Source organism: Paenibacillus sp. YIM B09110 (assembly GCF_037167145.1).
Lineage (GTDB): Bacteria > Bacillota > Bacilli > Paenibacillales > Paenibacillaceae > Pristimantibacillus.
On sequence record NZ_JBANSP010000030.1, the window covers coordinates 15,071 to 37,149 of the forward strand.

General features: G+C 50.7%; 20 protein-coding genes and 1 riboswitch. Of the genes, 10 read left to right on the forward strand and 10 right to left on the reverse strand.

Going from position 1 to position 22,079, the window contains the following annotated elements; genetic code table 11:
* Positions 1-8: 8 nt before the first annotated feature.
* On the reverse strand, positions 9-1,775 hold the full coding sequence (locus tag V8F51_RS27330) for a stalk domain-containing protein (protein WP_337103670.1): 1,767 nt from the start codon (positions 1,773-1,775) through the stop codon (positions 9-11).
* Between the two features lie 319 nt (positions 1,776-2,094).
* Here V8F51_RS27330 and V8F51_RS27335 point away from each other — a divergent pair, with 319 nt between their 5' ends.
* The 4 genes from V8F51_RS27335 (at position 2,095) to V8F51_RS27350 (ending at position 5,439) form a co-directional block, all read left to right on the forward strand.
* Positions 2,095-2,526: a hypothetical protein gene (locus V8F51_RS27335; RefSeq protein WP_337103671.1), complete on the forward strand. Its 432-nt coding sequence runs from the start codon at positions 2,095-2,097 to the stop codon at positions 2,524-2,526.
* Positions 2,523-3,605, forward strand: coding sequence for a phosphodiester glycosidase family protein (locus V8F51_RS27340; RefSeq protein WP_337103672.1), 1,083 nt, complete (start codon positions 2,523-2,525; stop codon positions 3,603-3,605). The genes V8F51_RS27335 and V8F51_RS27340 overlap by 4 nt, the downstream gene beginning before the upstream one ends.
* Positions 3,606-3,712: 107 nt before the next feature.
* Positions 3,713-4,396 (forward strand): hypothetical protein, encoded by a 684-nt coding sequence (locus tag V8F51_RS27345; protein WP_337103673.1) that lies wholly within the window; start codon positions 3,713-3,715, stop codon positions 4,394-4,396.
* Positions 4,397-4,515: 119 nt separating this feature from the next.
* A complete protein-coding gene (locus tag V8F51_RS27350; RefSeq protein ID WP_337103674.1) occupies positions 4,516-5,439 on the forward strand; it encodes a proline dehydrogenase family protein in 924 nt (307 codons plus the stop codon).
* A gap of 320 nt (positions 5,440-5,759) precedes the next feature.
* Here V8F51_RS27350 and V8F51_RS27355 read toward each other — a convergent pair whose 3' ends face one another.
* From V8F51_RS27355 to V8F51_RS27385, 7 genes are all read right to left on the reverse strand, one after another.
* Entirely contained in the window at positions 5,760-7,145 is a 1,386-nt protein-coding gene (locus tag V8F51_RS27355; RefSeq protein WP_337103675.1) for an NCS2 family permease, read from the reverse strand.
* Between the two features lie 118 nt (positions 7,146-7,263).
* A riboswitch (purine riboswitch) is annotated at positions 7,264-7,364 on the reverse strand.
* Between the two features lie 168 nt (positions 7,365-7,532).
* A complete protein-coding gene (locus V8F51_RS27360; RefSeq protein ID WP_337103676.1) occupies positions 7,533-10,625 on the reverse strand; it encodes a ThuA domain-containing protein in 3,093 nt (1,030 codons plus the stop codon).
* Between the two features lie 66 nt (positions 10,626-10,691).
* A complete protein-coding gene (gene srtB, locus V8F51_RS27365; RefSeq protein WP_337103677.1) occupies positions 10,692-11,561 on the reverse strand; it encodes a class B sortase in 870 nt (289 codons plus the stop codon).
* Between the two features lie 31 nt (positions 11,562-11,592).
* Entirely contained in the window at positions 11,593-12,225 is a 633-nt protein-coding gene (locus V8F51_RS27370) for a carbohydrate-binding protein (RefSeq protein ID WP_337103678.1), read from the reverse strand.
* Positions 12,226-12,561: 336 nt separating this feature from the next.
* A complete protein-coding gene (locus V8F51_RS27375; protein ID WP_337103679.1) occupies positions 12,562-13,869 on the reverse strand; it encodes a 6-phospho-beta-glucosidase in 1,308 nt (435 codons plus the stop codon).
* Positions 13,870-13,916: 47 nt separating this feature from the next.
* On the reverse strand, positions 13,917-14,891 hold the full coding sequence (locus V8F51_RS27380) for an N-acetylglucosamine kinase (protein ID WP_337103680.1): 975 nt from the start codon (positions 14,889-14,891) through the stop codon (positions 13,917-13,919).
* A 157-nt stretch (positions 14,892-15,048) separates the two neighbouring features.
* Positions 15,049-15,906, reverse strand: coding sequence for an AraC family transcriptional regulator (locus V8F51_RS27385; protein ID WP_337103681.1), 858 nt, complete (start codon positions 15,904-15,906; stop codon positions 15,049-15,051).
* 189 nt (positions 15,907-16,095) lie between these two features.
* Between V8F51_RS27385 and V8F51_RS27390 the strand changes: the two genes are divergently transcribed.
* The 4 genes from V8F51_RS27390 to V8F51_RS27405 all read left to right on the forward strand — a co-directional run bounded on the left by V8F51_RS27390 (position 16,096) and on the right by V8F51_RS27405 (position 18,545).
* Positions 16,096-16,620, forward strand: coding sequence for a PadR family transcriptional regulator (locus V8F51_RS27390; protein WP_337103682.1), 525 nt, complete (start codon positions 16,096-16,098; stop codon positions 16,618-16,620).
* Between the two features lies 1 nt (position 16,621).
* Positions 16,622-17,392, forward strand: a complete 771-nt coding sequence (locus V8F51_RS27395) for a CPBP family intramembrane glutamic endopeptidase (RefSeq protein ID WP_337103683.1) — start codon at positions 16,622-16,624, stop codon at positions 17,390-17,392.
* A 209-nt stretch (positions 17,393-17,601) separates the two neighbouring features.
* Positions 17,602-17,994: a hypothetical protein gene (locus tag V8F51_RS27400; protein ID WP_337103684.1), complete on the forward strand. Its 393-nt coding sequence runs from the start codon at positions 17,602-17,604 to the stop codon at positions 17,992-17,994.
* A 35-nt stretch (positions 17,995-18,029) separates the two neighbouring features.
* The gene (locus tag V8F51_RS27405) at positions 18,030-18,545 is read left to right on the forward strand and encodes a hypothetical protein (RefSeq protein ID WP_337103685.1); all 516 of its coding nucleotides are present in this window, start codon (positions 18,030-18,032) and stop codon (positions 18,543-18,545) included.
* Here the strand turns inward: V8F51_RS27405 and V8F51_RS27410 are convergent.
* Positions 18,542-18,817: a hypothetical protein gene (locus V8F51_RS27410; protein ID WP_337103686.1), complete on the reverse strand. Its 276-nt coding sequence runs from the start codon at positions 18,815-18,817 to the stop codon at positions 18,542-18,544. The two genes, V8F51_RS27405 and V8F51_RS27410, sit on opposite strands and share 4 nt — an antisense overlap.
* A gap of 122 nt (positions 18,818-18,939) precedes the next feature.
* Between V8F51_RS27410 and V8F51_RS27415 the strand changes: the two genes are divergently transcribed.
* On the forward strand, positions 18,940-19,584 hold the full coding sequence (locus V8F51_RS27415; protein ID WP_337103687.1) for a metallophosphoesterase: 645 nt from the start codon (positions 18,940-18,942) through the stop codon (positions 19,582-19,584).
* A gap of 581 nt (positions 19,585-20,165) precedes the next feature.
* Here the strand turns inward: V8F51_RS27415 and guaA are convergent.
* Positions 20,166-21,704, reverse strand: a complete 1,539-nt coding sequence (gene guaA, locus V8F51_RS27420; RefSeq protein WP_337103688.1) for a glutamine-hydrolyzing GMP synthase — start codon at positions 21,702-21,704, stop codon at positions 20,166-20,168.
* Between the two features lie 123 nt (positions 21,705-21,827).
* Between guaA and V8F51_RS27425 the strand changes: the two genes are divergently transcribed.
* Positions 21,828-22,004: a hypothetical protein gene (locus tag V8F51_RS27425; protein WP_337103689.1), complete on the forward strand. Its 177-nt coding sequence runs from the start codon at positions 21,828-21,830 to the stop codon at positions 22,002-22,004.
* Positions 22,005-22,079: the final 75 nt, after the last annotated feature.

A 22,079-nucleotide genomic window follows, 5' to 3' on the forward strand; every position in this document is an offset into this window, starting at 1 on the left:
TTATACCGTTATTCGAATGCGCTTCCCGGCAAAATAACAAGCAGCACGGGCAGCGAGCTTGCGCCCGGCGAGGTGAACCGAATCGTCACTTCCGGAGGCGGCAGCAGCGCTGCATCTCCTTCCGGCTGATGCTGGATATGGAGCAGAACCCCTTTCGACGGATCGGCGAAACCGCCCGCCGGCACCGAAATCACTTCGCCGTTCACTTCAATCGCGCCTAGAAAATTACCCGCCCGAGGGTTAAACAATATACGCGTACCATATGCCACATCGGTCAGCTTGATCGTATTAACAGCACCGTATTCTCCCCCGTCAACCGTTGCCTGACCTGTCAAAGCGTCAACTCCGGTAATCGATGTGCCTCGATGTCCTAATCTAAGCTTCTTAGCCGTTATCCCAAGCGGTTCACCCACGACCAGCGATAAGTCCGTATTGGCGAACGTTCCCCGATTGCCTACCTTCTCGAGGCTCGGCAGGTTGTGGACAACGTCCAGCGGATCAGTACTCTCCTTAAGTGCCATCGTCGTATAAGTCAGCGGCCCATCTGAATCGACGTCAATTAAGCCGGAAATGCCGTTATTTTGGTTTAGCGCGATTTTATCAAGCTCAGGAAGCAGAATTGCGGAAGTATTCGGCTCGATCGTCAGCACGCGCGGCGCTGCTCCCGTTAAGTACCTCTTGACCGCTGCAAAACCGAACTGAAGCGCATTGTGGCTTGGTCCTGCAAGTCCACGATTGCCTATCGTCAGTTGAACCGCTTCGCTCTGCTCGTTCGTGACCACGACGGCAAGCTTCAATCGTTCGGAGGATCCGTTCCGGTGATGGATGAATAAGCGCCCAGCCCCGTCAAGCTCGTCCTCGTAAAGCAACCCTTCATCAAAAAAACGTTCCGGCGCGTTCGACATATAAAGGGTGCGTCCACCCCTCGTCTCCGTAACAACCGCTTCCTCATACGTATTCATCAGCCTTGTATCTACATCGAACATCGCTCCCGGGGTACCGAAGCGCATGTAGTATTCGAATGGCGTATACATAACCTCGTCCGTCACTTTGAGCTGTCGGGTTACATGGCTGCTAGCGCCGTCGTTGTCGTATACCTTTTGCGTAATCGTATAGGTTCCTGCTTCAAAATAAACCTCTTTGCGGTCTATCCACTCTACCTTCGCCAGCTTACCATCGGGATCATAGCTCAAGTCTTGCAACAACACTCTCTCGCCGCGTTTCACCTCAATAGGCAATTGAAAATCTGCGACCGGCGGCACATTCGGATCAGGCTGGATGACGATCGAGAGCTGTGCTTTATTTTTATCAAACGTATAAGAGCCTGTCCAAAGCAATGAGACAGCCGAAATAGGAACATGGAGTGTTCCATTAATGCTCAAGGCTGGTGCAGCCATCAGCTTGTAGCTGTTATTGCGCTTTGTGCCGCGCATGTTGACGTTCAGCGTAACTTTGTTGGCATATGTATCGATATGAGTGCCGCTCTTGTCGTTATACACCTTCGCTCCGATAGCCGATGCGATCAAGCGGATCGGAATCATGGTTACCCCTTTGACTACAGGCATCGGTGCGGCGGTCGGCTTTACTGTCCCGTTCACGCTTACCTGCTTCTCGCCATGCACAAACACAATTTGCGCTGGCTTGCGTTCAGCCGCCTCTGCAGGATGTCCCGCTCCGGCAGTTGCAATAGAAATGGCGATTGATAAAGCAATAGCTTTGCTGATTATAGGTTTCTGTCCGTTTGGTTTAGTCGGTCTTTGGTTGTCTTTGATCACAATTCTCTCCTCGCTGTCGGCATTCTCAATAATTGCGCAGTCCGAAGATTAGACGACTTCAGAAAGACAAAAGTTACGGAGTCTAGGACTACGCCGCAGCCAAGCTGTCCTCCATATGGCTTTTTCTTTCCTTCTTGGCACGTATTGGCACATCGGATAGTGCCCGCAATCGTTAAAGGTTTGTTACAATAAGGTGACATCCGCAACCATTCGGGTTAAAATACGGTCTAATCTATTTGAGAGGTTAACCTTATTTTTTGCAGTTGCGTTCATCCATTCTTCTTCGCTAACCACACACAAGAGAGGTGAACGCATACATATGAACGATATCGCTTTGGATTCGAGAACGGGCGTCAGTACCGATATGACCCGCCGCAAGAAGAGAAATGGCAGGGCATTGATCCTATTTGCCTGCTTATGGCTCGTCCTAATTTCCTCCGGTATTTACGGGGCCAAGTGGTACACTGACCGTATCCAGCAAAATATTAGCGAGAGCCTAGAGCAGCAGACCGCCAGCCAGATTACGGCGATGCAGCAAACGTACGAGGCGCGCATGAAAGAGCTGGAGACCAACTATACAGCCGACATTGCCGATCTAGGGGCAAAAGTCGATGCTCTGAACGAGCTTCTGACCTTCACGAAGGATAACGCCGATTCGAAGACGGATAACAGCAACAAGCTGTACACGCAACTGAATGAAGTGAAGAAACAGCTGAACGAACTGCAAAAAAGCTTGGAAGTGCTCAAATGATTACGAACCTGACCGTAAAAAGATTTAACCGGACTGCCCTGCTCGCCGTTGCGCCCTTCCTCGGCATCATGCTGTGGCTGCTCTTGTCCGACATTGTTGTGTCGCTGTCTGCTGCTGCTTTCCCGGAAGCTATAACCGAGCAGCAGCCGCTGGATTCTGCGAAGGTGCAGGAAACATCGGCCGGACTGGACAGCGCTCATCTGATTGCAGGCGAGACGCGGCAGTCGATTCAGAAGCAACTGAAGCTCTACAACCAGACGAATGCGGAAATGGCGAAAATCTCATCGCTTGCCGCTTCGAATGCGATGAAGCCGCTTCTCGTTTACGATCGCAACATTACGAGCAAGCTCGGCAAGCCCACGTCCACGATCGAATCGGACAAGCTCCGCGCTCAGCTCTTCTACATGAAAGCGGAGAACTTCAAGTACTATGCGCTGAAGGTGCAACTGAAGTCGGACGATGCGATGACGATGGCGCTTGGCAAGGACAGCCTCGGCTCATCCGAGACGACGCTTGCCGCCGTCAATCGGCATAAGGCTATCGCCGGCGTGAATGCAGGCGGATTCGCCGACGGCGGCGGCAAACGCTATCCGCTGAGCACGACCATCGTAGACGGCGAATATACAGGCGGGTTCGAAGCGACCTACGCCGATCTGTTCTTCGTCGGACTGAATGACCAGAACGAGCTGATCGGCGGTAAGTTTACGAACCAAGGGCAGCTCGATGCGAAGAAACCGAAGTTCGGCGCTTCGTTCGTCCCCGTTCTGTTGCGGAACGGCTCGCCGACGACGATTCCTACGAAGTGGCAGACAAGCCCTAAGCGCGCTCCCCGTACTGTCGTGGCCAACTACAAGGACAATCAGCTTCTGTTCCTCGTCGTGGACGGCTACAATGAATCGGGCAGCTCCGGCGCAACGCTTGGCGAGCTGCAGCTATTGCTTCAGCGGTTCGGCGCCGTTGACGGCTACAATCTCGACGGAGGCGGCTCCTCCTCGCTCGTATTTAACGGCCGCATCATTAACAATCCGTCGGACGGACAGCTTCGCCGGCTTCCGACGCACTTTTTGTTTTTCAAATAATAGACATGAGATTAAGGCGTTTTGCTATGGCAAAGCGCCGTTTTCTATTATTCCCGGCTACATATAATGGGGTATCTATTCATATATGATAGTTGGGAGTGATAGCTATGAGCGGAAGACTTCATTGCAAGCGGAGGGCTAGATGCGAGACCAAACACAAATCAGGCGCTCACTGCGGGCATAAGCACAATCGTCGCTGCAAGTGCAAAAAAATCATCAAGCTTCGCGGCCCGCGAGGACCCAGAGGCAATCAGGGAATCACTGGATTGCAAGGTCCTGCAGGAGCAACCGGTACGGTAGGAGCAGCGGGCGCCGTCGGAGCGCAAGGTCCGGTCGGACCTGCGGGACCAACGGGAACAGCCGGCGCAGATGGAACAACGATTTTAGGCTACGGATCGCTTTTCTCCAATTCGACTGAAAGCTCTACTTCAACGCAGACTGCCGTTCCGTTTGACGCGTTTGGCCCGCTATCTGGCATTACTGTCGGTCCGGACGGCGATACACTGATCGTCGACACAGCCGGCGTATACCAATTTTTCGCTACCGCAACGGTCGGTACTCCTGGGGAACTCGGTCCGGACAGGGTTACCTTCGAAGGAACGGTGAATGGCGCGAACTTCCTGGATCCGGATACGACCATCTTCATAGTTGCTCAGAACACGACCGGTTCGGTAACAGCTCTGGTCGCCCTAGACGCCGGCGATGAGATCGGACTGGTCACGACGTCGCCTTTGGACCCGCCTGGCATAGCATATTCATTCCGCAACCTTGTTCTGACGAGACTAGCGTAACGCGCCGAAGAAAAAAAAAGATCAGCCTCACGGGGCTGATCTTTTTGCATGGATGAATATACTAGTAGCATAACGATCGAGACGACACTCCTACCCCTGCGAAGAAAGGAGCGGCATAGATGGGCATCGGTGCAAAATGGTATCGCAAGTCGCTGCTGACGGTCGCCGGCATTCCCGCCGTAGAGAAGCTGTCCATACGTTATGGACGCAAGCTGGCAGGCAAGTTCATCGCCGGAGACACGCTTGCGGAAGCGCTGGAGGAAGCGGAGACGCTGAACCGGATTGGCATTATGGTTACGCTCGACCATCTCGGCGAAGGCATTAAACAGCTTAGCGAAGCAACAGCCTACAAGGATCAGTACGTGAAGCTGCTCGACGGTATTGCGGAGCGCAAGGTCGACGCCAACGTCTCGCTGAAGCCGACCCAGATGGGACTTGCGCTAGATCAGGGCGCCTGCTTGTCCAATATTCGCGATGTTGTGAAGCGGGCAAGGCATCATCGCAATTTTGTCCGGATCGATATGGAGGATTCGCCCCATACGCAAGCGACGATCGACATCGTACGGAGACTGCACAAGGAAGGACTGACGAATGTCGGCACCGTGCTGCAAGCCTACTTATTCCGAACCGAGCAGGATGCGGCAGATATGATTCGCGAGAACGTCAATCTCCGCCTCGTTAAGGGCGCGTACAAGGAAAACGAATCCGTCGCCTATCAGCAACTGAACGACGTTCGCAGCCAACTCAAGAAGCTCGCTCAGCTTCATTTTGATGAAGGCGTCTACACGGCCATCGCCTCGCATGATGACCATATCATCGACTGGGTGAAGCAATACGCAAGCGAGCATAGCATCGCCAAAGACCGGTTCGAATTCCAGATGCTTTATGGCCTCCGCTCGGGAAAGCAAGCTCTACTCGCCAAGGAAGGTTATCGCATACGCTGCTACGTCCCCTATGGGGTCATGTGGTATCCGTACTATACGCGCCGCCTAGCCGAGAAACCCGCCAACCTGATGCTCGTGCTGAGGAATATGTTCAAGTAGCTTCTGGCATTAAACGGAATGATCAAGCTCCAGACTGGTGCAGGCGCAAATTGTGAGTTAAAATTCACTATTTATGAGGCCGGACTCACTTATCTCAGCACCTGTTAGCGCTATTCGCAACAATAGTGAGGCAAACCTCATTGCTCGTGAATCTAGCTTCATGAGCAGTGAGATTTGCCTCACTAAATCAGACGAGCAGATGAATATGTTCAAAAATAATGAGATTACCCTCACTATTCTATGAAGTGCTTCATAACGGAAACAAAAAAAGGAGCAGCGCCGGTCCAGCGCTGCTCCTTCCTGTTTGAGAACTATTCGCTCTATTCGCCGCCCATGAATACGTAACGGTAAATAACGAGAACCGCCAATACCCACATGAGCCAGTGAACGTTGTATTTGCCTTTTTTCGCAAGATTGCCAACCGTAGCAAGCACGACATACGTTACGATACCGAACGAGATGCCGTTAGCGATGCTGTAAGTGAAAGGCATGAACGCGATGATGAAGAACGCTGGAATCGCGTATACGAGATCCGAGAAGTCGATCTCCTTAACCGATTGCATCATCAGCACGCCGACGATAATAAGAGCCGCTGCCGTTGCCGCGCCAGGAATAAGGGCTACAATCGGCGACAGGAAGATGGCGAGCAAGAAACAGATACCTGTCGTAACCGCAGTCAGACCTGTGCGTCCGCCTTGTGCAACACCTGCGGAGCTCTCGATGAACGCCGTTACTGTGCTTGTGCCGAGCACCGCGCCGCCGCTTACGCCGATAGCGTCAACGAACATCGCTTTGCCGACTTTTTTCTTGCCCTCTTCCGGATTTTTCATGAAGCCGGCACGGTTAGCCGTACCGACAAGCGTTCCGAACGTATCGAACAATTCAACGAACGTGAACGTCAGGATGACCGTAACAAGACCAACCTCGAACACGCCTGCAAAGTCGAAGTGCCAGAAGTTCAATGTGCCGAAGTCAGGCACCCATGTTTTGTCCGTAAACACTTCTTTTACGTCAACCTGACCAGAGATAATGCCAATTACCGTCGTACCCAAGATACCCCACAGGATAGCGCCCGGTACGCGAAGCACCATCAAAATACCGATTAGAAGCAGAGCCACAACCGTCAAAACAACCGTGCCGTCCGTGAAGCTGCCAAGGCCCATAACCGTTTCGTTGCCGGTAACCGGCGTGAACTTGCCGGCCGGAATATCCGTGAAGCTCGACACGGCGATTGTCATCAGACCGCTGTTTTTCAGGCCGACAACCGTAATGAACAAGCCGATACCGACCGTAATCGCATGCTTCAAGCTGTCTGGTACTGCCGTAATAAGCATCTGACGAATTTGCGTTACCGTCAGGATGATGAATATAATACCGGAAATAAAGACGGCCGTTAGTCCCATTGCCGGTGAAATAGGCTCATCCGTTGCCGCCGAAGCGATAACGACGGATGCGAAGTACGCATTAAGGCCCATACCTGGAGCAAGTGCTACCGGGAAGTTGACGAACAGACCCATTGCAATCGTGAAAATACCGGCTGCAAGCGCCGTAGCAAGAAATACTGCAGTCCAGTCAAGTCCTGTCGGCGTGAGTATGATTGGATTGACGGCCAATATGTATGCCATCGTCATGAAAGTCGTCAGCCCCGCCATAATCTCTGTCCTGACATTTGTCCCGTGTTCCTTTAAGCGAAAGAAACGTTCCATTTTGATCAATAACCTCCCAAAATTGTGGTGGAACAAACAAAGGAGCCTAGCGACAATGTGATTACCACATTTTCCTAGGCTCTGCAAAAACGGAAAAAGTATACACGCCGGACCGTGGCGCGCTTCTTCCCATTTTCGTAGCCAGGTCATTTACGGTGACCGAGTAGAGACTCTCAAGCCGATTCTTGAGATTATACGAAAAATATGCTGTTGTTTTCCGTCTCCAATTTTAGAAGTGGGAACGGATTTTGTCAATGCTATTTAGCGAATAATATTTGCTGCAGTAGTTGCCAATATTCGCGATTACAGCGTTTCCAAACCAAGTAAGCAAGTCCTTTGACCTAATATTTGAACTATTTTCCATAACTATGCCAAGACTAACTGCTATTATTCGCCTGAAGCTATCCCCCGTCCGATGAAATCGAATTTGTTAATGTTGAACAGGAATCCTTCGCCTCCGGTGAACACGAAGTATATATCGTTCGGACCAATCGGCATTTCTGTAAAGTCGGCCGATACGTCCACCCAATTCTGCCAATCGCCCGTTACCGGAACTTTCATCTCTGCGATCAGCTTGCCTTCCGGCGAACCGACCCGCATCCCGATCGTACCGCCCGATCCTGCCGACGATACGCGCGCCTTCACGCCGGTAATGTTAATGAGATTCATATCGGTGAAAGCAAGCCACGATCCGTTCTCGATGAAGCCGATATTGCTGCCTCCGCCTTCATCCTGCGTCAATTCAGCCTTCGGCGCATCGCTCTTCTCGTTGTAATATTCCGCTTGGCGATCCGTAGAGAGCAGCTTGATGGATACGGCGCTAGTCAGCGGAGCCGCTTCTGCAGTACCGTTATCCGTATACGTAGCAGTTAGCAGCAGGAACGTATTCTCGATATTGGTGTCGCTCTTCACCGATACGAACGAGCCTTTGCAGCCGCTTTGGGTTGGACTTGGATGGGCGTGCTCGTCATGACCGAGCGCTGGCGTCACCATGACCTTCGAGCAATCGATGCTGCCATCGTCTGCGTCCGTCACCTTCACTTCATATTCAATCGTATCTCCCCAAGCGAACAGTCCATGCGCTGCCGGAGAGACGAACTCAATCGTAGGCGCCCGGTTGCCGACCGTTATCGGAATAATGAGCGACGCGGCATTGTCCCGGTCGTCGATAACCGTTACTTTGGCCGAGTAGTTGCCGTTGCTCTCGTACGTATAGCTCGGATTCGGTTCTTTGGAATCAGTCTGTCCGTCGCCGTTGAAGTCCCACTCGTAGCGCATCTCTCCGCCTTCAAGATCCGTCGTGCCCTCGGTGCTGAACGATACCGCAAGCGGAGCAAGTCCGTTCGTCGCGCTGGCGACCGCTTTCACGGCCGGAGGCTGATCGCCTGCCGCCCCGCTGTAGACGATGCGAGAGATTTTGCCGTCGATCGAGCCGCTTGCGAATTCCGACACATACAGACTGCCGTCCGGGCCGATCTTGGCGTAGATCGGGTGATCGAAGTTAATGTTCGGAAGGAACGGATTGACCTGCATCAGCTTGCCCTGGTCGTCGAACTTGATTTCCTTGAACCATTCACGGGAGAAGTCAAATGCGATGAGCGAGCCGTCCAAGTAGCGCGGCATGCGGAACGGATTCGTATGATCCGGATCATATTTGTACACGCCGGCAACGGCTGCCGTACGGCCTGTGCCGTCCGTAATGCCCGGGAACTTCTCGCTTGGACCGTAAGGGTAGTAGACCATTGCTCCGACTGCCGGAGGCAGCTGCTTCGCTCCCGTATTATTCGGCGAGTCGTTAACGATCGCCGCGCAATCCTGCGCCTTGCCCGCTACGCGCATCAAGAAATTGTACGTGCGGTAAGACTCGTTATCGCCGGAGCAGAACGGCCAACCGTAATTGCCCGCTTCCGTCGCCCGGTTAATCTCGTCATAGCCGACCGGGCCGCGCAGCACATTCGGCGCTCCTGCATCCGGACCTACGTCGCCCCAATAGAGCGCGTTGTCGTATGGACTGAAGCCCATACGATAAGGGTTGCGCACGCCCATCACATAGATCTCCGGCTTACCTGATCCGTCCGTGAACAGATTCCCTTCCGGAATCGAATACGTGCCGTCGCTCTCGGGCTTGATACGCAATATTTTGCCCCTTAGATCGTTCGTATTGCCGGAAGTGCCTCTCGCATCCCAGGCTGATCTGCCGTCCCGCTCGTCTGTCGGCGCATAACCGTCTGATTCGAACGGATTGGCGTTGTCGCCCGTCGACAGATACAGATAGCCGTCAGGCCCGAATTCCAGGTTACCTCCATGATGGCAGCATTCTTTGCGCTGGGTAGGCACGCGCAGCATGACCTTCTCCGTCGTTAAGTCTACCTCATCGCCCTTCACCTCGAACCTTGACAGCACATCCTCCTCGGCCGCGCCGACCGGCGTGTAATACAAGTAAATCCAGCTGTTCTTGTCAAACTCCGGATCCAGCGCCATACCGAGCAGTCCTTGCTCATTGCCTTCAACGATCGGTAGTTTGGCGGATAACGTCGTAATGCCGGTCTTCGGATCGTTTACCTTAACGCTTCCGCCAATCTCAATAAAGAAGATGCGCCCGTCAGGCGCGAAGTCAAGCCCGATCGGAGCGCTCAAGCCGGTCATCAGCTCCTGCTTCTGGTAATTGGCCGAGCTGTATACGGTTGCGGCGCAATCGCCTTCCGCCGCGCCAGCCGCCCAGGAGATGCCGCCGAGCAGATGCTGCAGAAACGGCTCGCTCGCATAGCTTTCCTTCGTATGCCCAAGTCCGGTATACCAGGAGCGGCCTCCGTCATAGTTTTGACACCACGCAACGGGATGGTCATATCCCATTTTGCCGCCTTCGTACGTGCTCTCGTCGACCGTCATTAACACATGGACAGCACCGCGCGGATTAGCCATGAAATTGTACCATTCGTCGGTATGCGTCCATTTGGCAGCTAACGAGGCCGTCGAAGGATGCGCGCGATCCGCGGTTTGCAGCTCCGCCGATACGACGGCCGGATGATCGACGAACATGCCGCCGACAAGATCCATATACCATTGCCAGGAATGGAGCGTATCCGAAGCGGAGTGGACGCCGACATAACCTTTGCCCGCCTGAATATACCGCTCGAACGCCTCCATCTGCTGGAAGTTAAATATTTCTCCCGTCGTATTCAAGAAGACGACTGCCACATAAGGATCAAGTCCCTCATCGGTGAACACGGACGTATCCTCCGTCGCATCCACCTCGAACCCGTTCTGCTCGCCTAGAACACGAATAGCCGCAATCCCTTCTTCTATAGCGTCATGCCGAAAGCCATCCGTTTTGCTCAAGACGAGAACCCGATAGTGATCGGGATCTCTCTCACTCTTGTCCTTCGCCAAAAATAAATAAGTGAATAGCGCGGCTAAAGCGACGACGCTTATCGCCACGTATATTAAGGTCGACCTTCCGTTACCTTTGCTGGCCATCATGCAGCGTAATCTCTCCCTTGCCCGGCAATAGAGCCGATAACTTGTAATTGAATCGGATTTGCGCACTCAACGCCGTACGGCGTGAATGACAAACCTGGCATTGTCGTAATCATAGGAGCAGGTCGATAGCGTCAAAATCTTGTCGTCTGCCGTCGGCTTCACCGTAGACGGATGCAGCGACCGCCTCTGAATGTCGTCCAAAAACGACTGAAACTGTTCGTCCGAATCAAACTCTGTCCGAATATAATCGAAGGAGGGATCGGCTACATAAGCGGAGAAGACAACCCACTCTTCGTCCCCCGTCAGCAATTCGAAATCGATCGTCTTCAATCGATCGAACGTCCACCAGCTTTCGTAATTTTGCAGCTTCCCGAACATCGTGCCGTCTTTCATGTAATGTCCGTAAACAATCGTATTGCGGTTATCGCCGCCGGCGTCATTGCGGTAATCCATAAAGATGCTGCCGGCTTTGTTCTTGCCGCCTTCCGCGTCATGCTTCAAATAAAAAGCATTATCCTCCCCTTGCACGACCGGGTAATCGATTGGAGTTCCTTCGATGCGGACCCAGCCTACAATGTCCTTGTTCGTTTCCTGCAGTGCCGCAATCTTCGGATTGATTATCGGCTCTACCGGTTCGTCAGCCAATGTGCCGGCAGTTGTCCCAGCTGGCTCGGGAAGCTGCTCCTCCAGCGGCTGGGCATAGGCGCTCCGGAAATCCGCATATACCTTCTTGTTTTTGTAGCCGTCCATGTAATAGTCCGCGATCCGGATACTCGCAAACAAAAAGACAATAGCGCCGATAACGAGCAGCGCTTGCCGTATTCTCGTCTCCCGCCAAGCGTTCATCGCATTCACTCCGTTCCCCGTTCGTGAGCCCATCATGCCCTCTAACAGGAACGTCCCTTCGCCATCGCTATGACAAAGGGACATCCTCATTCGCTTGCTTATGTTAATCAGTCATTCGTTATTAGGATTGCTTCGCGAATTTTTTTCTCGATAGAACCATGAGCATTGCAGCTCCAGCTGCAAGCGCTACATAGAGCATAACGCCTGAATCGCCAGTCTTCGGATTGGCTTCCGCCGCCGGTTCGCCCGCTGCCGGTGCCGCCGCGCCGTCTGCCGATTCGAACTGAACGTTGCGAACGTTAAGATCCCCGCTAACGAATACGACGAACAAATCTTGCGTTCCCGTCACGCCGGAAACCGGTGCTTCGAACCACTGGTAAGCCTGCCAGTCGCCTGTCGACTTATATTCTATCGTTGCGATCGGCGTACCTGTCGGAGCACCTGTATATACTTCTACCGTGCCGGTTTCGGACGGAGTCGCAATCTCGATCTTCACTTTGGAAGCGCCTGCATCACCGAATTGAACCTCGCCGTATTTGGCATAGTTGCCTGCTACGATATATCCGATATTTTTATTTTCGTTGTCCTCAATGCGGGGACCATTGCCGTCGGAGAATTTGCCGGAGTCGCTGTTCAGCTCCGTGTTAGCGGATGTTGCGATCGGGCTGTAAGGATCGATAGCAGCGAAAGCAATCGCGGAATTTAATACGAATAACACGAGAACCAAAATCATAACCGAATACCTTTTTTTCATGGAAAACACTCCTCGTCATTTTAGATGATTGACTTCATATCGTTCTGTCTACCCATCCTGGCAAGTGTGCGACCCCTGAGTGGATCGGCCGTTCCCCCCTTCACCTCCAACAAAATGGAAGTGCTTTCATAACTTAATACTGCATTTTTAACCAAAAATCGTTTTTCATAGGAATCATACGATTTCTTCAAAAAATCCAATATAAGACAAAATTAAATTTTCGAGTGTAATGCAATACTGTAGACCTATAAACGACCATTTTGCATGAGAATGAATACAAAAAAACCCCTGCCGAGAAGCTCAGGCAAGGGCTGGCGATTTCCATATGAAATTCTTTTATTTCGCAAAAAATAGCGGCAAGTAGCTTTTATTGCTCTCCAGCATCTCGTCCAGCAATTGCTTCGCCACGGCGATGCTTGGAACAAGCGGATGATGGACCATCGCCTGCAGCGCAATGCCTCTGTCTCCCGTCACAGCCGCTTCTATCGTCAACGATTCGTACGTTTTGACCGCATGCAGCAGCCCTTTAATTTGCTCAGGAACGCGCTGCGGAGGCAAAGCGATCGGACCTTGCGCCGTCACGACGCAGTTCACCTCAATGCTCGCGTCCTCGGGGAGGAACGGAATAATGCCGTTGTTGCGCACGTTCAGCGTCTGAATATCACGTCTATCGGTATACAAGGAGTGCATCAAGTTAACAGCTGCTTCGGAGTAATACGCCCCGCCGCGCTTCTCCAATTGCTTTGGTTTCTCGCTTAGATTAACATCCTTGTACAGCTCGAACAACTCCGCTTCAACACGGCTGACAACTTCCGCGCGCGTACCGTTCTTCTCCATCGACTCCTTCATCTCCGCATACATGACGTCGGTCAAGTAGAAATATCGCAGATAATAAGTCGGTATCGCGCCAAGCGACGACAAGAAATCATAATCCCAATCAAAGGCCGTCACGTTCGTTGCCGAGTAGTCTTTGCCGCCCTCGATCATCTCTCGCAGCTTGTCTTCTCCGTTCACATAAGCCGCCGTCACCCAGTGCAGATGGTTAATGCCTACGAATTCGGGCAGCACCTCGCGTTCCGATACGCCATACTCCTTCGCGACAAACTTTTGGAAGTTGATTGGCGAATTGCAAAGGCCAACCGTCTTGACCTTGCTATGCTTCAGCACCGCTTCGGTCACGATTCCCGCAGGATTCGTGAAGTTGAGCAGCCAAGCGTCCGGCGCCAGCTCCTCGATATCGCGGCAAATGTCTAAAATAACGGGAACCGTGCGCAGCGCCTTCATCATCCCGCCCGGCCCTGTCGTTTCTTGACCGATCACGCCGTGCGATATTGGAATGTGTTCGTCGCGGCGTCTTGCTGCAAGCAAGCCGACGCGCATTTGCGTCGTAACGAAGTCTGCACCCGCGATCGCCTCGCGCCGATCGAGCGTCAGCATCACTTTGATCGGAAGGCCTGACTTCTCCACCATACGTTTTGCAAGCTCGCCAACGATTTCCAATTTATGCTTGCCCTCTTCAATATCGACGAGCCATAGCTCACGAATAGGCATCTCGTTGTATTTGTTAATGAAGCCTTCAACGATCTCGGGCGTGTAAGAAGAGCCGCCCCCGATGACTGCGATTTTCAAGCCTTGTTTGTTCATTGCGATTATCCTCCCCGTAATGGATATGGTAAATACTTACTTGCTGCTTATTGGAACGTGATCTGCCTGAGCGCCTTATCCAACGCCTCATCGATCGTAATACCCGCTTGATCCATCGCGCTCATGACCGCACCAACGACCGGATCGACCGATAGCTTCACGACGCTCGCATTTGGCGCAATCTCGCCAACCGATTTCTTGATCGCTTCCACCATATGATTCGTTGCGCCTCGCGACAGCACACTGCCCGTCAGCACCACATCGAATACATCCTGCTGCATGCCGAGCCGCTTAATGAGCGCATTAACCGAAACGGCCAATTCTTGTCCCGCCTGTTGCAAAATACGAATCGACACCGCATCGCCTTGAGCGGCGGCTTGGAACACCAGCTTGCCAAGCGTTCTGGGCGGACGGACACCGTTATCCAGCGCATCATCGTACATCGCCTTGACCGAAAGATAACCAAGCTCTTTCGGGACGATGTCGCTCAGCAGTGTTGACTGCTCTCTGCCTTCCCACCCGCGTATCGCGCTGCGGAATGCATGAATCGCCAGATCGGAGCCCGAGGCTTGCCCGTCGCCGAACAAGTAGCCGAAGCCGCCGTATTGCAGCTCCTCTCCCTTCGCATTGCGGGCTGAGGCATTAAAGCCCGTGCCGCTAATGATGACCGCCCCATGGGAGCGGGTCGTTCCCGCCCGCATGCCAATCATCGTATCGCATGCAATCGCGTACTGCCCGAAGCCAAGCGCCCCGATCATCGGGCGCAATATAACGTAATCCGGCTCTCGGTCGGCGCCGGCAAGACCGAAGTAGGCGAAGTCCACCTGCTCCTTCGTCACGCCTGCCGCCTGCAGCGCCTCCCCGCAAGCTTTGTCGATATGAACTCCCGCCTGTGCGAATGCCGTCTGATGGTTGCCGTTGCCCGCATAGCCTTGGCCGAGCACACGGCCTGCTTCATCGACGAGTAAAGCGTGTGTCTTCGTGCCTCCCGCATCTACGCCTAGAAATAAAATGAATCTCACATCCTTTATCTGATCGAAGTATCGAGTCGAATATCAAGTATCGAGCATCGTGCTCCGAATGATCGTAACTTTCGTGCTTTTGTTACAACTATCATATAACAAAAAAGCACCGCGCTCTCCTGCAATGGCGCGATGCAATGATACTATCTTACTGTTTTCACCCTCTTCGCAACGAAGACGGCGATAGGCCGAAATAGTGCTTGAACAGGCGATTGAAGTTGGACAAGTTGCGGAAGCCGCAAGCCTCGGCCACCTCAATCATCTTCATATCGCTCTCCCGCACTAAGCTTGCAGCATGCGCCAGCCTAAGCTGAATCAAATAATCCATCGGTGACGTTCCTACCACCTGCGTGAACAGCGTACTGAATCGGGACGGGCTGAGATGGGCGAGCTCGGACAGCGAACGCAGCGTCCATGCCCTCGCATAATCGGATTCGATCGCATGAAGCACTTCCCGCATGGTTTCCATTCCCCGGAGCGGTTGACTCCCGCCGCTCTCCCGCCTCATGAAGTAGCGGCCTGCAAGCGCAACAAACTGAATAAGCTGTGCCCGGACGATCGTCTCGTAATGAGCTTCCTTGCGCGCGTTTTCATCGTACATGACCGCGATTGCCTCTTGCAGCCTCGGCAACTGCGGATGGTCCCGGTCCAACACGTATTCGAGCGATGCGCCAAGCTCGCGAAAGGGAAGCAGCAGCTCCCTGTCATACCGGTGCTCCAGCGCCAAGTAGGCAGGATCGAACATCACAATGGTCATAACGAGCCCTTCCGATTCGAAAGCCCGATGCAGGTCATTCGAGTGGATCAGCACAATGTCGCCTTGCTGAAAGTCGTAGCGATTGCCGTTAATAAGGTAATATCCGCTTCCCTCTCGTATGTAATTAATTTCAAGCGCCTTATGCCAATGCAGCCGTTGAAAGGTCGGACTCACGCCGCGCGTCTGCGTAATCGTCATCGGAAAGGATGGATCAAATCTTATTTCATCCTTTGTAATCGTCTTAGATGGACTGTTCATCGCGGCGTTCTCCCCTGTTCCCTTATTGCTAGTCCCTTGATTATAGCAGAGCCGGGATAGCGTTTCATTGTCAGGTAAGAAACTGATCAAAATACCTTATTGACAACAAAAGGGAAATCGGATAAATTAAATATATCAAATAGATATATCATCTAGATATATTTTTATAAAAGGAGCGAACGACATCCCATGATTGAACTGGTTACGCTTGGCATGCTTATGCAAGGAAAAATGAGCGGCTACGATATTAAAAAGGTTACGGAGCAGACGATCGGCATCTTTTACAAAATGAGCTACGGCAGTCTGTATCCGGCATTAAAACGTCTCGTGGATGAGGCTTATGTTACCGAGGAGGAAACGAACGACAGCAAGAACAAGAAGCTGTACGCCGTAACCGAGAAGGGGCAGCGGCATTTCATCACATGGCTGCGTGAGCCGCTTAAGTCGAACAAACGCGAATATATGGTCAAGATCTTTTTCTACGACTATCTCGACGAAGAAACAAGGCAACGCAACCTAAGCGACTATCAGCGTTCCATAGAGCTTCAAATCAAGCAGATGAACGCGGTTCAGGCCATTGTGTCCAAAGAACTGGAGCAGCTTGAAAATAAAGATCAGTACTACTACCGCGTCTCTACGGTGCATTACGGTCTGCAATTTTTCCAAATGGAGAATGAATGGCTCAAACAAATTATGAACAAAAAGGAGTTTTAACATGAAAACACAAAACGACTATGCGGTGAAACGTCCCTATCTGATCCTCATTCTGATCGAGCTTGCCTTAATCGTGTGCGTCGCCGGCGGCAGCGCTTATGTCTCCATAACGGAAATGACGCATCCGCTTGCTCCGTTTCTTGGCTTTGTGCCCATCGCTTTGTTTCTGCTCATCTACTTGTCCGTGACCAAAAGATGGAGCATGTTCTATTTCGGCAGCCTTCGCAGCCTGACGGCCAGGCAATGGGCAGACTACCTGCCGTTGCTGCTTATCTTAATTGTCCTGATGATCGCAAATCATGGCTTTCAAGCGCAGCCTGCTTCCTATTTTGTCTATATGCTGCTGTCCCAGCTATTCCTGGTTGGATTTGTTGAAGAGACGTTGTTCCGTGGCATTATGCTGCGGGCGTTGATGCAGAAGGGCAAAACAATAGCGGTTGGCGTATCCAGCGTATTGTTCGGCGTAACGCATGCACTGCAGGCGCTTGGCGGCCAGTCCATGCAGGATACGATACTCCAAATCGTCTATGCGTTCATTCTCGGATTCGTGCTTGCCCTGCTCGTAGCTAAAAATCGCGCGATATGGTTAACGATCATTTTTCACGGCCTGCATAACTTCATCAACTTCACCGGCAATACCCCAAGCACACACATTTACGACTATCTGGTCATCATTATTCTGATCGTCCAACTGGTGTGGCTGATCGTATCCGGTCAGAGAAAAGCGGCTGCCCTCTCTCCCAAAAGCGCTCGCACAACTACGGCAATTTAAACGAATCAGAGCCGAATGAAACCAAAATTGCAGTTTGATTGGATTTCATACAGGAAAAAATACTCCCTTCTATTTGCGTAACAACGCAGATAAAAGAGAGTATTTTTGCATTCTAAGGTTAAGGAAAGGTTTGACAAATATTTCTTTGCACAGTATATTGGACTACGTAGTCAAAAAGACTTCATAAACATGTGGGAGGAGATATTTCAATGCGAATACAAATGCGACTAAGTCAGGAAGCTGAAACCATTCTCCGATTGGAAAAACAAAAAATGGTGGAGGCTGAAGGGGTTTCACCCACTTATGGATACATCATTAATCAAAAAGTAAGAGAAGTTTTTCCGATCAGAAAATCGGTTAACTGGGAAAAGGTTAAAGATGCTAAAGTTCCATATGAATATCAAAGCAGCGAAAAAAGTGATATCGATTATAGTACGACGCTTAATCTTGAGCTCTCCGTTTTAAAATGCATTGAAGAATTGCAAGTGGATTTCAAAGATATCTTTCATGTTGCAAGGGTTCATAAATCATTCGTAGTTCGGTTGGTTTTGAAAGCTGCAAAATTGCTTGAAATGAACGAAGATATTTCAAAGCAACAGTAAAGAAGATCAATCACAATAGATCAAGGAGGAAAAATATGAAATCAAGTGAAATGATTAAGACGATCAAGTATGTAGAAACAAACTGTCACGGGATTAACCAAATGTACAAATCACGAATAAATCACTTCCAATCTCAAAACTTAAATAAAACGCAAGGTGTAGAGTATGATTCTGAATTTGATGATTTCGTGAAAGAACTTGAAGCCGTCATGGAATGCAAAGTTTATATACCAACCGCTAAAAAAATACTCAACAACTGGTATTTGTGGGCTGAAGCAAATTTGGATTCATTAAAAAAAATCCAACCTTTTGTAAAAGCTTCCGAGCCTATTGAATGGCTTATTCTGAACAATTTTCGTATTGAGGATGCTACTTTCAGCAACGATGCAAAAGAAGAGTCCATTCATGCGGTCAGAAATAAGATGCCACAAGATTCGGATTTGTACAAACGATTAAAAGTCATTGCAGATAAACAGTATCCCGGTAAACGGGGTTTTACATATAATTACTTAGTAAAAGTTGTTGCTGGGTTTTCAGAAGCTTGGAGTTAATGCGAGAGCTGACCAGAATGTACAAGAACGTACCCTAACGCATACAGTGCCAACGCCAACAAGGCAAAAAGCATCGCGAGCAGCACCCCTTTGACAAACCTGTACCAACCGATACGGATTAACCCAAAGCATACGCCGTACGCAAACAGTCCGACAGCAGCTCCCTCCAGAAACGTAATCGGAGCCCTTAAGAGCACGATATAAAACAAAACACATATCCCGAACAAAACGTAATTCATCCACAGAAATATTGTTCTTCCTTGCTTGCGCATCTAACTGCCCCCCTATTCTGTATGTCTTCTAGGTTCGAGGAATAGTTTCCTTCTATTTCCTATTGTTTGACTTCTTCGAATATTGTTCAGCAGGAGGAATGCACATGCCTTGTATCTTCGCTATGTCAGACATTCATGAGGAACTGGATCTGTTCAAAGAAACGCTTCGTTTAGTTGATTTGAGCGGAGAAAATCGGCTGGTTTTGCTGGGCGACTATATCGATATCCATTCTCAAGACTTGTCGATTTTGCATTTCATCAAAGAACTGCAAGAAATGCATAAAGAGCTAGTCATCGTTTTAGCGGGAAATCATGAGCTTTTGTTGCTTGAGGATATCCATTCCAAAGCTAGTTCATTTAACAATGCCGCCGTTATACGTTGGCTGAAAGGCTTGCCCTTTTATTATGAAACGGACACGCAAATATTCGTTCATGCCGGCGTTGACGAAGAAGCGGAGGAATTGTGGAAATGGGGATCGGAAGATTATTATTTTTGCAGCAAATACCCTCATACAACTGGAAAGTTTTATAAGGATATTATTGCAGGGCATATTGCTACTTCTGAAATTAGTGGCGACGCCGATTATCATAACGTTTATTGGGACAAGCAAAGCCACTTCTATATCGACGGCGATACTCGTGTGAGTAAGACTATTCCCGTTCTGAAGTATGATACGGCTTCAGGCATATACTCCAGTTTTGAGAAGAGAAAACAAGATGGCGGCAGTTTTGCGTGGCAGGAATATGTGGTAAAGAAGGGTAAATAAATTAGCAATTTGGACGGGTTGCACCTAAGAAGAAACGCCTGACGGCGTCCTCTATCTATATGCGCCAACGTTTCGTCGAAACGAATACTTCGCAGCACCTCTCTAACGAGCCGACCGAGAACGGACAAAATCGCCGCTTAAACAAACTATCGACTGATTTCAAGGGGCTAATGGACAGAAACGATGCTAAGAAGGCATATTAATACCGTATTGATTAATTTAGTGCCTGTAACGATCTGTAATGTCCATTAGAAAATGAACAACGCGCTATATGTTCGCTAAGCGTTCGTAGTGTCCATTAAAAAAATACGCAGCCCGACGCTTTCCTAAAATCAGCAAAAGATTCGACTTTCCATAATTTGTAACCACTTATGCATCTACTATCCATATCTAGCACTTATCGTTACAGTTAATGCTATTTATTGGGCGGTACTAAGGAGCAGGAGAGCTGTTCAGTTTGAAGTTCTCAATATAGTTCATTGCTTTTGTTTATAAAAAAACTCTCTTTCATTTGCTAAACAACGCAAATAAAAGAGAGTAATTTTTTGCATCCTATTGTTGCAGGTGTACGTTTATCCGGTCTATTCCCACTCGATTGTTGCAGGTGGCTTCGACGTTACGTCGTACACGATACGGTTGACGTTGTCGACTTCGTTGACGATACGGACGGAGATTTTCTCGAGCACATCCCAAGGGATACGCGCCCAGTCAGCCGTCATGCCGTCGATCGAAGTAACCGCGCGGATGCCTACTGTGTACGAGTACGTACGAGCATCGCCCATAACGCCGACGCTCTTCATGTTCGGAAGCGCCGTGAAGTACTGCCAAATCTCGCGGTCAAGACCCGCTTTCGCGATCTCGTCGCGAAGAATAGCGTCGGATTCGCGTACGATGTGAAGCTTCTCTTCCGTTACTTCGCCAAGCACGCGGATCGCAAGACCCGGACCTGGGAACGGCTGACGCCATACGATCGCTTCCGGCAAGCCGCACTCTTCGCCGACTTTACGGACTTCGTCCTTGAACAGCGCTTTAAGCGGCTCAACAAGCTTGAACTTAATGTCTTCCGGCAAGCCGCCGACATTATGATGGGACTTGATCGTTTGCGCCGTAGCCGTACCGCTCTCAACGATATCCGTGTAGAGCGTGCCTTGAGCAAGGAACTCGTAGTTTTCCAGCTTGTCCGACTCTTCTTGGAACGTGTAAATGAATTCGTTGCCGATAATTTTGCGCTTCTGTTCAGGGTCGTCTATACCCTTCAGCTTGCTAAGGAAACGCTCTTGGGCATCGATCTTAATAACTTCCATATCGAATTTGCCAACGAACGTTTCCATAACGCCTTCCGCTTCGCCTTTGCGCAGCATGCCGTGGTCGATAAACATACAAGTAAGCTGTTTGCCGATCGCTTTGTGCAGCAGGATCGCTACAACGGAGGAATCAACGCCGCCGGAGAGGGCGCATAGCACCTTTTTGTCGCCGACTTGGTTGCGGATTTCTTGAATCGTATCATCAATAAACGACGTCATCGACCAGTTGCCGTCGCAGTCGCAGATATGGTACAGGAAGTTGCGGATCATATCCGTGCCGAACTCCGAATGACGCACCTCCGGGTGGAATTGCACCGCGAAGAACTTGCGGTCCGCGTTGCTCATCGCCGCAACGGGAGCATGCTCCGTGCTTGCGTCGACTTGGAAGCCTTCAGGCAGTTCAACGACATGGTCGCCGTGGCTCATCCATACCGTTTGTACTTTGTCGAGTCCGAAGCCGATTTGCGAGCCTTCCACAAAGTCAACTTCAGCTTTGCCGTACTCGCGCTTGCCTGCGCGTTCAACCTTGCCGTTAAGCTGGTGCGACATCATTTGCATGCCGTAGCAGATACCGAAGATTGGAATGTTCAGGTCATAAATCGCTGGATCTACAAGCGGTGAATTTTCCTCATAAACGCTAGCCGGTCCTCCCGAGAATACGATGCCTTTAGGCTGCAATTCGCGGATCCGCTCCACCGACGTGTTGTAAGGCAGCAGCTCGCTGTATACGCCTAAATCGCGAATACGGCGTGCAATTAGTTGGTTGTATTGTCCCCCAAAGTCGAGAACAACGATGATTTCATTTTGCTTAGTCATTACCGAGCCTCCCTCAATAGATGTAGTAATTATATATAAGGGGGTTTAAGCGAGTCAAGGCGAATGCGTTCGCAGGTGCGAATTGGCAATGTTTGGGGCGCAAGTTACTAGTTAGTTAAGGCTGTGTGCGTACTGAGAACGGTCGGCGAAAAAGGGACGAATGCGGTTGAAAGACAGCTCAGTTATCCGGTTAGTTCGGTCGGTTACGGACTGTACAGACGTTATGTCGACAAAGGTGGCATTTGGGGGCAAGTTACGGACCATAGAGGTTCTATTGTGGCGTTTGTGCTTCTATTCTGACTCGATTTGCCCGGTTAGCGCCAATGGACTCCGTTAGCTGCGTTAATATGCGGCATACGGGCTCATAGCGTTATC

Bases quoted from the DNA above. Each gene is read 5' to 3' on its own strand.
- V8F51_RS27335 (WP_337103671.1), top strand. From the start codon at position 2,095: ATGAACGATATCGCTTTGGATTCGAGAACGGGCGTCAGTACCGATATG.
- V8F51_RS27340 (WP_337103672.1), top strand. From the start codon at position 2,523: ATGATTACGAACCTGACCGTAAAAAGATTTAACCGGACTGCCCTGCTC.
- V8F51_RS27345 (WP_337103673.1), top strand. From the start codon at position 3,713: ATGAGCGGAAGACTTCATTGCAAGCGGAGGGCTAGATGCGAGACCAAA.
- V8F51_RS27350 (WP_337103674.1), top strand. From the start codon at position 4,516: ATGGGCATCGGTGCAAAATGGTATCGCAAGTCGCTGCTGACGGTCGCC.
- V8F51_RS27355 (WP_337103675.1), bottom strand. From the start codon at position 7,145: ATGGAACGTTTCTTTCGCTTAAAGGAACACGGGACAAATGTCAGGACA.
- V8F51_RS27360 (WP_337103676.1), bottom strand. From the start codon at position 10,625: ATGATGGCCAGCAAAGGTAACGGAAGGTCGACCTTAATATACGTGGCG.
- srtB (WP_337103677.1), bottom strand. From the start codon at position 11,561: ATGAGGATGTCCCTTTGTCATAGCGATGGCGAAGGGACGTTCCTGTTA.
- V8F51_RS27370 (WP_337103678.1), bottom strand. From the start codon at position 12,225: ATGAAAAAAAGGTATTCGGTTATGATTTTGGTTCTCGTGTTATTCGTA.
- V8F51_RS27375 (WP_337103679.1), bottom strand. From the start codon at position 13,869: ATGAACAAACAAGGCTTGAAAATCGCAGTCATCGGGGGCGGCTCTTCT.
- V8F51_RS27385 (WP_337103681.1), bottom strand. From the start codon at position 15,906: ATGAACAGTCCATCTAAGACGATTACAAAGGATGAAATAAGATTTGAT.
- V8F51_RS27390 (WP_337103682.1), top strand. From the start codon at position 16,096: ATGATTGAACTGGTTACGCTTGGCATGCTTATGCAAGGAAAAATGAGC.
- V8F51_RS27395 (WP_337103683.1), top strand. From the start codon at position 16,622: ATGAAAACACAAAACGACTATGCGGTGAAACGTCCCTATCTGATCCTC.
- V8F51_RS27400 (WP_337103684.1), top strand. From the start codon at position 17,602: ATGCGAATACAAATGCGACTAAGTCAGGAAGCTGAAACCATTCTCCGA.
- V8F51_RS27405 (WP_337103685.1), top strand. From the start codon at position 18,030: ATGAAATCAAGTGAAATGATTAAGACGATCAAGTATGTAGAAACAAAC.
- V8F51_RS27410 (WP_337103686.1), bottom strand. From the start codon at position 18,817: ATGCGCAAGCAAGGAAGAACAATATTTCTGTGGATGAATTACGTTTTG.
- V8F51_RS27415 (WP_337103687.1), top strand. From the start codon at position 18,940: ATGTCAGACATTCATGAGGAACTGGATCTGTTCAAAGAAACGCTTCGT.
- guaA (WP_337103688.1), bottom strand. From the start codon at position 21,704: ATGACTAAGCAAAATGAAATCATCGTTGTTCTCGACTTTGGGGGACAA.